Here is a 10,575-nt window from a genome sequence, read left to right as displayed (position 1 = left end):
GCGCGCATCGCGCTTCTGAACCGGGGCGCGCGGGCCGAGATCGAGCGGCGCGTGCGCGAGATCGTCAAGGTCGAAACGGCGATCGAGCCCCGCTTCCAGGAGCACTTCGTCGCCGCCAACGCGATCCCGCACGCGGTGGACCCCTTCCCGGAGCTCGCTGCGGTCGCCCCCCTGCCCCGCGTCGCCTTCAACACCGGCGGCAGCCGCGAGGAAGGCGGCCGGCGCAGGCGCCGCCGCGCCTGACGGGGGGCGCGGGCACAGGCGCACGATGCCCGCTTGACCGTCGACGGCTGCGGGCGTATCTGACGAAGGCGCTGCGGGTATGGTGAAAAGGTATCACAGCAGCTTCCCAAGCTGTTATTGCGGGTTCGATTCCCGCTACCCGCTCCAGCGTCCTCCCCGTCCTCGGCGCCCTCCGCGTCACACCCGGACGCGCAGCCGATCCGCGAGGCGACGCAGCCGTGGGGCGACATCCTCGGTCGGCGGACCCTCTCGCGGGACGTCGGCGAGCGTCGTCATCCACGCCTCCGGCACGTCGCGGCCCAGCCGGTGCGACCACGTGAGCCCGCGCAGCACCGCCTCGGCCGCGGGCGGCAGGCGCGCCGGCACCTCGTGGCCCGCGAGCGCGGCCCAGGCGCGCGTCCAGGCGCGCGCCACCGACCACGGGTTGTAGCCGCCCCCGCCCAGCAGCACGAAGCCCGGCGCCATCGGCGCGAGCGCGCGCACCGCCGCCGCGTGGCTCGTGTTCGACCAGCCGAGGCGGGAGAGCGGGTCCTCCGTCACCGCGTCCGCGCCGCATTGCAGCACGATGGCCTGCGGCCGGTGCGCCGCCACCGCCGGCAGGATGAGCTCCTCGAGCACGCGGGCGAAATCCCCGTCGTGCGTGCCGCGCGGCAGCGGCAGGTTGAGCGCGACGCCGCCTGCGCGATCCTCCAGCGCCCCGGTGAAGGGCCAGCGGCGTTCCTCGTGTGTCGAGATCAGGAGCATCCCCTCGACGCCTGCCAAGGCCGCCTCGACCCCGTCGGCGTGATGCGCGTCGATGTCGACGTAGGCGATCCGCTCGAGGCCCAGCGCCCTGAGCCGCAAGAGCGCGAGCACCGGGTCGTTCAGGTAGCAGAACCCCGCCGCCCGGTCCGCGAACCCGTGGTGCGTCCCGCCGCCCGGATTGAAGACGCGCCCCCCCGCCGCCGCGATCTCGGCGGCGAGCATCGAGCCGCCGGCCGCCGTCGCCGGGCGGCGGAACATCTCGGGAAAGACAGGGTTCGAGAGCGTGCCGAGACCATGGCGCGCGCGCACCGCCTCGCTCACCCCCTGCTCGCGCTCCGCGCGCTCCAGCGCGGCGAGATAGGCCGGATCGTGGAAGGCGGCGAGCGCGGCGGGCTTGGCGCGCGGGCTCGGGCGGTAGCGCGCGGAGGGCAGCCAGCCGAGCGCGCGGGCGAGGTCCATGACCGTGGGCACCCGCGGCACGCGCAGGGGATGGCGCGGGCCGTAGCTGGAGCCGCGGTAGATGCCCGAGCCGATGAAGAGAGGAGCGGTCATGCCGTGCAGTCTAGCGCACCATGGCCCGCGGGCGAGATTGCGCCGCCCGCGCGGCGGGGATAAGCCTTGCGCCTCGCATGGCTCTCTCCGCACTCCTCCCGACCGCGCGCGCCGCGCTCATCCTGACCACGGCCGGGGCCGCCGGGGGTGCCGCGGCGGCGACGCTCGGGATGCCCCTGCCCTGGCTTCTCGGCAGCCTCGCGGCAAGCGGCGCGATCGCCGGGATCGGCGGGCACCGCCTGCCCGCGGGCTTCCGTTACCCGGAGGGCCTGCGGCGCGTCTTCATCGCGGTGATCGGGCTGATGATCGGCGCGCAGGTGACGCCGGACCTCGCCGAGCGCCTGCCCGCCCTCGCGCTCAGTCTCGCGGCGCTCGCCGTCTTCACGCTCGCGGCCTTCGCGGCGAGCTACGCGGTCTTCCGCCGTCTGGGCGGCTACGACCGCGCGACGGCCTTCTACTGCGCGACACCGGGCGGGCTGCACGAGGCGATCGCGCTGGGCGAGGCGGCGGGCGCGGATATCCGGCTGCTCACCCTGCAACAGTTCCTGCGGATCATCCTCGTCATCACGCTGCTGCCCGTCGGCATCACCCTGATCGAGGGCGCACCGGTGGGCAGCGCCGCGGGCGTCACCGGGGCCGTGGGCGGGCCGGTGACGGCCGCAGGTCTGGCGCTGACGCTCGCCGCCGGTCTTGTCGGCGGCCTCGCCGGGCCGCGGCTGGGCCTGCCGGCGGGCCAGCTTCTGGGGCCGCTCCTCGCCGCGGCGGCGCTCAGCGTCTCGGGCCTCGGCCCCGTCACGCTGCCCGGCTGGCTGATCATCGCCGCGCAGGTCGTGGTGGGCGCGAGCCTCGGCGCGCGCTTTCTCGGCGTGACGGGCGCGATGCTCGGGCGCGCCGCGGGCCTCGGCGCGGTGTCGGTGGGGCTGATGCTGGCGATGGCGGGCGGCGCGGCGGCGCTCCTCTCCGGGGTCACGGGCAAGCCGCTCGACGTCCTTCTGATCAGCTTCGCGCCCGGCGGCGTGACCGAGATGTCGCTCGTCGCGCTGAGCCTCGGCGCGAGCCCGGCGATCGTGACCGCGCATCACCTTTTCCGCATCGGGCTGACGGTTGCGATCCTCGCCGTGGCGAGCCGGTTCAGGCTCCCGCGCTAGGCCTCCGCCTTCTCGGCGAGGGTGAGCCATTCCTCTTCCGCCGCAGAGAGCTTTCCCTGCCGCTCGGCGAGCGCTTCGGTCGCCTTGCGGAACTTCACCGGCTCGCGGGTGTAGAGCTCCGGGTCGGCGAGCAGCGTCTCGAGCTTGGCGATCTCCGCCTCCAGCCGCGCGATCTCGTCCGGGAGCGCGTCGAGCCGGTGCTTCTCGGTGAAGCTGAGGCGGGCGGGTTCGGCCCCGCCGTCCTGTTTCGCGGCGGCCCCGCCCCCATTGCCACCGCCCTTCGCGCGTTGCGTGGACTTCGCCTCGGATGTCGTTGACGGTGCGCCGGAAAACGGATCACCGCCGCGCTGCGCGACGAAATCACTCCAGCCGCCGGCATAGACGGTCGCGCGGCCTTCGCCCTCCAGCGCGACGGTGGTGGTGGCCACCCGGTCGAGGAAATCGCGGTCGTGGCTGACCAGCAGGACCGTGCCCTCATAGCCGTCGAGCAACTCCTGCAGGAGGTCCAGCGTCTCGATGTCGAGGTCGTTGGTCGGCTCGTCGAGCACGAGCAGGTTGCTCTCCCGCGCCATGAGCCGCGCGAGGAGAAGCCGCGCCCGCTCCCCGCCCGAGAGGGAGCGCACCGGCGCGCGCGCCTGCGCGTCGTCGAAAAGGAAATCCTTGAGGTACCCCACGACGTGGCGCGGCGTGCCGCGCACCATGAGCTGATCGGCCTCGCCGCTGACGCGCAGCGCCGGATCGCCGGTCAGGTTCTCCCAGAGCGAGGCGTCCGGGTCGAGCTGCGCGCGCGCCTGGTCGAAGACCGCCGGCACGAGGTTCGTGCCGTGGCGCACGTGGCCCGTATCCGGCGCGACCTCGCCCATCAGCATCTTGAGAAGCGTTGTCTTGCCGGCCCCGTTCGGCCCGACGAAGGCCACCCGGTCGCCGCGCAGCACGCGGAGCGAGAAAGGCCGCAGGATCATGCGCTCGCCGTAGGCCTTGGAGATGCCCTCGGCCTCGATCACGAGCCGGCCGGACTTCGGCCCCGACTCGAGCGCCATGGCCGCCGTGCCCTCGCGCCCGATCATGGCGGCGCGCTCGGCGCGCATCGCCTTCAGCGCGCGGAGGCGGCCCTGGTTGCGCTTGCGCCGGGCGCTGATCCCCTCGACCGCCCAGTGCGATTCGGCGCGGATCTTGCGATCCATCTTGTGGAGCGCCTGATCTTCCTCCTCCCAGACCTTCTCGCGCCAGGCCTCGAAGCGGTCGAAGCCGATCCCGGCACGCCGCACCACGCCCCGGTCGAGCCAGAGCACGCCCCGCGACAGCGCGGAAAGGAACGCCCGGTCGTGGCTGATGAGGACGACCGCGCCCTTCCAGCCTTTCAGCCGCCCTTCGAGCCAGCGGATCGCGGCGATGTCGAGGTGGTTCGTCGGCTCGTCGAGCAGCAGAAGCTCGGGCGCGTCGGCGAGCACCTTGGCGAGCGCGGCGCGCCGCCGCTCCCCGCCCGAGGCCGCCGCAACCTCGCGGTCGAGCGCCACGTCGAGCCCCTCGGCCGCCTGCTCGACGCGCCAGCGTTCCTCGGGAGCGAGGCCCTCGGCCGCGTAGTCGCCGAGGGTGGCGGCGCCCTCCATCCGCGGGTCCTGCTCAAGGTAGCCGGCGACGACGCCCTGCGGCAGGGTCCGGCGGCCGGCGTCGGGCTCGGTCAGCCCGGCCATGATCTTCATCAGCGTGGACTTGCCGGAGCCGTTGCGCCCCACGAGCGCGAGCCGGTCGCCCTGCTGAACGGTAAGGTCGACGCCGCGGAACAGCGGCGCGCCGCCGAAGCCGAGCTCGATCCCGGAAAGCTGGAGAAGCGGTGCAGACATGCGCGCGAGCTAAGCGGAGCGCGGCGCGGCGTCAACGTCCGCTCACTCGGCCACGGCCCGCAGAAGGCGCTTGCGGGCGGGCGGGATCGCGCCAACCTCGACGCCGGTGAAGACATGCAGGGTGTCCATCTCGTCGTCGACCACGGCGTGGTCGCTCACCCAGCCCCCCATCATCAGGTAGCTTTTCAGAAGCGGCGGCATCCGCCGCATGGCGAGGCGCGTGTCCGGTTTGCGCCGGAGACGCGCGGCGAAACGGAAGACCTTGGGCGCCTTCACCCGCGGCAGCCACCGTTTCGGACCGAGGTGGCGCTCCTTCAGCATGGCGAAGGCATCGAGATAGGCCGCCGCGTCGGTGCCCTTGAAGGACGCGCAGCCGAAGAGGAGCTGCACACCGGTCGCATCGACATGACGCGTCAGCGCGGCCCAGGCGATACGCAGGATGTCCGGGTCGGTCATCTCCGGATCGACGCAGAAGCGGCCCATCTCCACGATCGGCCCCTCGAACGCCGATAGGGGCGAGAGTTCATAGTATTGCGCCGAGTAGCTTTCGCCGATGCGCGCGCCACCCGGCAGCGGCAGCAGGCGAAAGCAGCAGACGACGCGCGCGGTCGCGATCTCCTCGACGAGCGCGTGGGTGCAGCGGCCATCGAATGCATCCGCGTCGCGCCCTTGGGCCGGCGCGCCCGGGCGGTCCGCGGCGAAGGCGCGGTGGCGCAGCCGCTGCGCGGCCTCCACATCGGCCGGCGTCTCGGCCGGCCGCACGCGGTAGCGTCCCTTCTCCATGACATGCATGGCGGCACCCTGCTGCCCTGTCGCAACGATAAACCGGGCGGGAAACGCGGACAAGCGCGCGACGGGTCCGCGCGGTCAGTCCTCGAGGAAGGCGCCGGGCGAGAAGCCGCCGAGACGGCTGAGAAGCTGGCGCAGGAAGCCGGCGGAGCCGCCCGACTCGGTCACGCGCCGTTCCAGCGGCACGGCGATCCCGTCCTCGAGCCCGTAGCGTTCGACGTTCGTCACGGTACCGGAGTCGCCGAAGCTGACCGCCACGATCTCGCGCGAGACCTCCTCGGGCGCGCGCCAGCCGAAGTGGCGCATCCGGCTGGAGACGTAATAGTACCCGCGCTCGTCCACGAGCGCCGAGGTGGTCGGCGCGCCGATCGTCTCGCGCACGCTCTCGCGGGTGTCGCGCCCCACCTCGATCGCCGCGAGGTCCTCGGCCGGCGGCACGTATCCATGATCGCGATACTGCGCGGAACAACCCGCGAGCGTCGCCGTCACCGCCAGTAGCGCCACCGCACTCCGACCCCCGTTCCTGCTCCGCATCGCGACCCTCGCGCTCAGGTTTTCAAACCGCGCCTCACCGCTTACATAGACTGCACGAGCCGTTCAAGAAAGGAAGCCCGGCCCACATGGCCCGCCAGAGCGACAATCCCGCATCCAGAAGCGACCGCGTCCGCCTTGCCGCGCTACCGGGCGCCGTGCCCACCGAGTTCGCGCTTCAGCCGGACGGGGAGACGCGCAAGGCGCTCGCCGGGCAGCTGGGCCTGAGCAAGCTGGCCAAGCTGCGCTTCAGCGGCGCGATCCACCCCGAAGGCCGCGGCGACTGGCGGCTCGAAGGCGATCTCGGCGCGACGATCGTCCAGCCCTGCGCGGTCACGCTGGAACCGGTGACGACGCGGATCGACGTGCCGGTGACGCGCCGCTACGTGGCCGAGATGCCCGCACCGGCGGCCGGCTCCGAGACGGAGATGCCCGAGGACGACACGACCGAGCCGGCGCCGGAGGTGGTGGACCTTGCGGAGGTGATGACCGAGGCGCTGTCGCTCGCGATTCCCGATTTCCCGCGCGCCGAGGGCGCGGCCCTGGAAGCGCGGACCGCGACGCCGCCCGGCGCCGCGCCCATCGCGGAGGAGGAGACGAAGCCCTTCGCCGGCCTTGCCGCGCTGCGCGACCGGCTGGAGGACGACGACTGAGGAAAAGCGGTTGCGCCGCGACGGAATGACTGTATTTTCCGCGCCTCACTCCAATTCGGGCTTGCCCTTGCGGGATCATCCCGCCTATGTGCCGCGAAACGCCGTCTGCCTGCGCCGCGGCGCGCGGGGCCGCCCCCGAAACGAACCGAGGTCCGATCATGGCCGTTCAACAGAACAAAGTGTCCAAGGCGCGCCGCAACAAGCGGCGGGCGCATGATGCGCTCTCCGGCGCCAATCCCAATGAATGCACCAACTGCGGCGAACTCAAGCGCCCGCACCATGTCTGCCCCTCCTGCGGCCATTACGCCGAGCGCGAAGTGGTGGAGATGGTCGAAGAGGTCGATCTGGACGAGGACGCCGCCTGAGGCACCCACGGCACGGGCCCCGCGCATGACAGCCCCCGAGGATCGCGATGCAGGGCCCGCCGTCGACAGCGTGGGCACGGTCATCAGCGTCGATGCGATGGGCGGCGATCTCGGGCCGGCGGCCGTGGTCGCCGGGCTCGACAGTTCGGCGCGGAAAAATCCGGACATCCGCTTCCTCCTGCACGGGCCGGAGGACCAGCTTGCGCGTCTCGTCGCGAAAAGGCGCCACCTGCGCGACCGGGTCGAGCTGCGCGACGCGGCGAGCGTGGTGCAGATGACCGACAAGCCCAGCCAGGTGATGCGTCACGGGCAGGGCACCTCGATGTGGTCCGCCCTCGAATCGGTGCGCGACGGCGAGGCGACGGTCTGCGTGAGCTGCGGCAACACCGGCGCGCTCATGGCGCTCTCGATGGTGCGGCTGCGCAAGCTTCCCGGCGTGAGCCGCCCGGCCATCGCGGTGCTCTGGCCCTCGCGCAACCCGCACGGCTTCAACGTGATGCTCGACGTGGGCGCGGACATCCGCGCCGATGCGCAGGACCTCCTGCAATACGCCCTGATGGGCGCCTCCTACGCGCGCAACGGGCTCGACCTCGACCGCCCGCGGATCGGGCTCCTCAACGTCGGCACCGAGGAGCACAAGGGCCGCGCGGAACTCCACGCCGCGCACGCGCTGATCGCCGCACACGCCGAGCAAGCGCATTACGACTTCGTCGGCTTCGTGGAAGGCGGCGACATTCCCGGCGACCGGGCCGACGTCATCGTGACCGACGGCTTCACCGGCAACATCGCGATCAAGACCGGCGAGGGCACCGCGAAGCTCGTGGGGGACCTCCTGCGCGAGGCCTTCGCCTACACGCCGCTGTCGCGCCTCGCCTCTGTCCTGGCCTACACATCGCTGCGGCGGCTCCAGAAACGGATCGATCCCCGGCGCGTCAACGGCGGCGTCTTTCTCGGCCTGAACGGCACGGTGGTGAAATCGCACGGCGCGGCCGATGCCACCGGCGTCTCGGCGGCGGTGAAGCTCGCCTTTCAGCTCGCGCAATCGGGCTTTTCCGAACGTCTCGCGCAGCGAATCGCCGGAACCGCCGAGACGCCGCCCGCGGCACCGACGCCGACACCGGGACAGAAGAACGGGACGCACGCATGACACGCCGCGCCATCGTCACCGGCGTCGGGCACTACCTGCCCGAGCGGGTCGTCGAGAACAGCCATTTCGAATCGTTCCTCGACACCTCCGACGAATGGATCCGCGCACGCTCGGGGATCGAACGGCGCCACTTCGCCGACGAGCGCGAGACGACCTCGGCGATGGCGACGCAAGCGGCCCGTGCCGCGCTCGCGGCGGCCGGCCGTGCCCCGGACGACGTCGACGCGATCATCCTCGCCACCTCCACCGCCGACCTGACGTTTCCGTCCTCGGCGACCATGGTGCAGGCCGAGCTCGGCATGACGCGCGGCTTCGCCTTCGACATTCAGGCGGTCTGCGCGGGCTTCGTCTTCGCGCTCGCCAACGCCTCGGCGCTGATCGCCTCCGGACAGGCAGAGCGCATCCTCGTCATCGGTGCCGAAACCTTCTCGAAGCTGATGGACTGGTCGGACCGCGCGACCTGCGTCCTCTTCGGCGACGGGGCGGGCGCGCTCCTGCTGGAGGCGGGCGAAGGCACCGGCACGGCCGAGGACCGCGGCATCCTCGCCACGGACCTGCATTCCGACGGGCGGCACAAGGACATCCTCTACGTCGACGGCGGCGTCTCGACGGAGCGGGTGGGACACCTGCGCATGGAAGGGCGCGAGGTCTTCCGGCACGCCATCGACAAGCTCGCCGCGACGGCGCAGGCGGCGATGGACAAGGCCGGCGTGACCAGCACCGACGTCGACTGGATCGTGCCGCATCAGGCCAACATCCGCATCATCCAGGGCACCGCGAGGAAGATGCAGATGCCGATGGACAACGTCGTTGTCACCGTTCAGGACCACGGAAACACCTCCGCCGCGTCCATCCCGCTCGCGCTCTCGGTCGGGGTGGCCCGCGGTCAGATCCGTCCCGGCGACCTCCTCGTGACGGAGGCGATCGGCGGCGGGCTCGCCTGGGGCTCCGTCGTGCTGCGCTGGTGACACGCCCGATGGCGGCCGGACGCCGGCTGCAAACCCCTGACGTTGACAGGGAATTTCTCCTGGCTCTAAGGTCACCCAAAGGGCACAGGGGGGATAGGCATGGGAAAGACGCTGACGCGCATGGATCTCAGCGAAGCGGTGTTCCGCGAAGTGGGGCTTTCGCGCAACGAATCCGCCGATCTCGTCGAAAGCGTGCTGGAGCACATGTCCGACGCGCTGGTCGAGGAGGAGCAGGTCAAGATCTCGTCCTTCGGCACCTTCAGCGTCCGCCAGAAGGCCGCGCGCGTCGGCCGCAACCCCAAGACGGGCGAGGAGGTGCCGATCCATCCCCGCCGGGTGCTGACCTTCCGGCCGTCCCACCTGATGAAGGAGCGGGTCGCGGAAGGGAACCGGCGCTGAGCGCCGGGGCCACGCATGGCCGATAAATCGCCCGATGCCTTCCGCACGATCAGCGAGGTGGCCGCCTGGCTCGAGACGCCGGCGCATGTCCTGCGTTTCTGGGAAAGCAAGTTCCCGCAGATCAAGCCGATCAAGCGCGCGGGCGGGCGCCGCTACTACCGGCCTTCGGACATGGCGCTCATCGGCGGCATCAAGCGGCTGCTGCACGACGAGGGCATGACCATCAAGGGCGTGCAGAAGGTTCTGCGCGAACAGGGCGTGCGGCACGTCGCGGCGCTGTCGCCCCCTCTCGAGGACGGTGCGGATCTGGAGGGCGCGGCCGAGACGCCGGGGGCCGAAATCCTGCCGTTCGCCGCCCGCGTGGCGCCCGCGCCCGCGTCTTACGACGCTCCCGCGGAGGCGCCGTGCGACGGGGAGGCCACGGACGCCCCCACCGGCACGGACGACGCGGCCGGGGTGCAATCGCCCGACACCGCAGACGCCTCCGCGGCCATGGTGGAGAACGGCGCAGACGCACCGACGGCGGACACCACAGTGCCCGAGGACGGCACACTGCCCGAGGACGGCGCAGGCACACCTCCGGCCCCGGCGCAAGAGACCGCCCGGCCCGCCGACGCCCCCGCCTCCAAGGGGGGCGCCGACCCCGCGGCGGCGGGCGGCGCAGAGCCTGCCCGGGAGTCCGCCTTGGACACGCCGCCACCCGCGCCGGCCAGCGCCTCCGAGGCAGGGGCGCCCCAATCCTCCGCGCCTCCCGGCGGCCCGCTGTCCGACGCGCCGACTGCAGACGCCGCCCCGGGCACAACCGACGCGGGGGCCGCCCCCGAGGCGCCGCCCCGCCAGGCCGAGCTCTTCGCCGAGTCGCCCGTCAGCGCTGGCGTGCCGGCCCCGCGCCGCATACCACCGGCGCCACCCGTCCACGCGCCGCGGCGGCCGGTGCCGCTGCGCACCGACGTCCCGCCCGACCCGGAGGACGGGGCACTCGAGGCCGCGCCCGGCCCGCTGGGCACCCTCGCCCGGCTGCGCGGCCTCCGGCCCGGCGCGGCCCGCGCCATGCAGCCTCATCTCGACGCGCTCGCCGCGCTGCACGCCCGCCGCGCGGACGCGCCGCGGCCGCGGCACTGAGACGCCGCGGCATGGCCGCCCTCCGTGCCGGGATTCGCCCTTGCCCTCGCCGTCAGAACAGGTAGAACGC

The 10,575-nt window shown here is 72.6% G+C and carries 12 protein-coding genes and 1 tRNA gene; 9 read left to right on the top strand and 4 right to left on the bottom strand.

What is annotated here, in order from left to right; all coding sequences use genetic code 11:
- Together ACESL7_RS08145 and ACESL7_RS08140 are read left to right on the top strand one after the other, a co-directional pair.
- The coding region (locus tag ACESL7_RS08145; protein WP_372892819.1) for an ASKHA domain-containing protein at positions 1-243 on the top strand (243 nt) is incomplete at its 5' end.
- Positions 244-316: 73 nt separating this feature from the next.
- Positions 317-390, top strand: a tRNA-Gly gene (locus tag ACESL7_RS08140).
- Between the two features lie 30 nt (positions 391-420).
- Here ACESL7_RS08140 and ACESL7_RS08135 read toward each other — a convergent pair.
- Positions 421-1,539, bottom strand: coding sequence for an arginase family protein (locus ACESL7_RS08135; RefSeq protein ID WP_372892818.1), 1,119 nt, complete (start codon positions 1,537-1,539; stop codon positions 421-423).
- 77 nt (positions 1,540-1,616) lie between these two features.
- On the opposite strand from ACESL7_RS08135, the gene ACESL7_RS08130 reads away from it, so the two are divergent.
- Complete coding sequence (locus ACESL7_RS08130; RefSeq protein WP_372892817.1) at positions 1,617-2,687, top strand: AbrB family transcriptional regulator; 1,071 nt, start codon at positions 1,617-1,619, stop codon at positions 2,685-2,687.
- Here the strand turns inward: ACESL7_RS08130 and ACESL7_RS08125 are convergent.
- From ACESL7_RS08125 to ACESL7_RS08115, 3 genes are all read right to left on the bottom strand, one after another.
- Positions 2,684-4,531 carry an ABC-F family ATP-binding cassette domain-containing protein gene (locus tag ACESL7_RS08125; protein WP_372892816.1) on the bottom strand — a complete coding sequence of 616 codons (1,848 nt, stop codon included), beginning with the start codon at positions 4,529-4,531 and terminating at the stop codon, positions 2,684-2,686. The two genes, ACESL7_RS08130 and ACESL7_RS08125, sit on opposite strands and share 4 nt — an antisense overlap.
- 42 nt (positions 4,532-4,573) lie before the next feature.
- The gene (locus ACESL7_RS08120) at positions 4,574-5,323 is read right to left on the bottom strand and encodes a GNAT family N-acetyltransferase (protein WP_372892815.1); all 750 of its coding nucleotides are present in this window, start codon (positions 5,321-5,323) and stop codon (positions 4,574-4,576) included.
- 75 nt (positions 5,324-5,398) lie between these two features.
- Positions 5,399-5,824, bottom strand: a complete 426-nt coding sequence (locus ACESL7_RS08115; protein WP_372892814.1) for an outer membrane protein assembly factor BamE — start codon at positions 5,822-5,824, stop codon at positions 5,399-5,401.
- A gap of 116 nt (positions 5,825-5,940) precedes the next feature.
- Between ACESL7_RS08115 and ACESL7_RS08110 the strand changes: the two genes are divergently transcribed.
- The 6 genes from ACESL7_RS08110 to ACESL7_RS08085 all read left to right on the top strand — a co-directional run bounded on the left by ACESL7_RS08110 (position 5,941) and on the right by ACESL7_RS08085 (position 10,505).
- The gene (locus tag ACESL7_RS08110; protein WP_372892813.1) at positions 5,941-6,504 is read left to right on the top strand and encodes a YceD family protein; all 564 of its coding nucleotides are present in this window, start codon (positions 5,941-5,943) and stop codon (positions 6,502-6,504) included.
- Between the two features lie 158 nt (positions 6,505-6,662).
- Positions 6,663-6,869, top strand: a complete 207-nt coding sequence (gene rpmF, locus ACESL7_RS08105) for a 50S ribosomal protein L32 (protein ID WP_372892812.1) — start codon at positions 6,663-6,665, stop codon at positions 6,867-6,869.
- Positions 6,870-6,894: 25 nt separating this feature from the next.
- The gene (plsX, locus tag ACESL7_RS08100; protein ID WP_372892811.1) at positions 6,895-8,016 is read left to right on the top strand and encodes a phosphate acyltransferase PlsX; all 1,122 of its coding nucleotides are present in this window, start codon (positions 6,895-6,897) and stop codon (positions 8,014-8,016) included.
- Positions 8,013-8,984, top strand: coding sequence for a beta-ketoacyl-ACP synthase III (locus ACESL7_RS08095; protein WP_372892810.1), 972 nt, complete (start codon positions 8,013-8,015; stop codon positions 8,982-8,984). The genes plsX and ACESL7_RS08095 overlap by 4 nt, the downstream gene beginning before the upstream one ends.
- 99 nt (positions 8,985-9,083) lie before the next feature.
- Positions 9,084-9,383, top strand: coding sequence for an integration host factor subunit alpha (ihfA, locus tag ACESL7_RS08090; RefSeq protein ID WP_372892809.1), 300 nt, complete (start codon positions 9,084-9,086; stop codon positions 9,381-9,383).
- A gap of 15 nt (positions 9,384-9,398) precedes the next feature.
- Positions 9,399-10,505 (top strand): MerR family transcriptional regulator, encoded by a 1,107-nt coding sequence (locus ACESL7_RS08085; RefSeq protein WP_372892808.1) that lies wholly within the window; start codon positions 9,399-9,401, stop codon positions 10,503-10,505.
- The last annotated feature ends 70 nt before the right edge of the window (positions 10,506-10,575 follow it).

Origin of the sequence: Rhodosalinus sp., assembly GCF_041685465.1 — a bacterium.
In the GTDB taxonomy this organism is placed as follows: Bacteria; Pseudomonadota; Alphaproteobacteria; order Rhodobacterales; family Rhodobacteraceae; genus Rhodosalinus.
This window is presented reverse-complemented; position numbering and strand designations above follow the sequence as displayed.

Coding starts and splice junctions, on each gene's coding strand:
- ACESL7_RS08135 (WP_372892818.1), bottom strand. CDS start 1,539: ATGACCGCTCCTCTCTTCATCGGCTCGGGCATCTACCGCGGCTCCAGC.
- ACESL7_RS08130 (WP_372892817.1), top strand. CDS start 1,617: ATGGCTCTCTCCGCACTCCTCCCGACCGCGCGCGCCGCGCTCATCCTG.
- ACESL7_RS08125 (WP_372892816.1), bottom strand. CDS start 4,531: ATGTCTGCACCGCTTCTCCAGCTTTCCGGGATCGAGCTCGGCTTCGGC.
- ACESL7_RS08120 (WP_372892815.1), bottom strand. CDS start 5,323: ATGCATGTCATGGAGAAGGGACGCTACCGCGTGCGGCCGGCCGAGACG.
- ACESL7_RS08110 (WP_372892813.1), top strand. CDS start 5,941: ATGGCCCGCCAGAGCGACAATCCCGCATCCAGAAGCGACCGCGTCCGC.
- rpmF (WP_372892812.1), top strand. CDS start 6,663: ATGGCCGTTCAACAGAACAAAGTGTCCAAGGCGCGCCGCAACAAGCGG.
- plsX (WP_372892811.1), top strand. CDS start 6,895: ATGACAGCCCCCGAGGATCGCGATGCAGGGCCCGCCGTCGACAGCGTG.
- ACESL7_RS08095 (WP_372892810.1), top strand. CDS start 8,013: ATGACACGCCGCGCCATCGTCACCGGCGTCGGGCACTACCTGCCCGAG.
- ihfA (WP_372892809.1), top strand. CDS start 9,084: ATGGGAAAGACGCTGACGCGCATGGATCTCAGCGAAGCGGTGTTCCGC.
- ACESL7_RS08085 (WP_372892808.1), top strand. CDS start 9,399: ATGGCCGATAAATCGCCCGATGCCTTCCGCACGATCAGCGAGGTGGCC.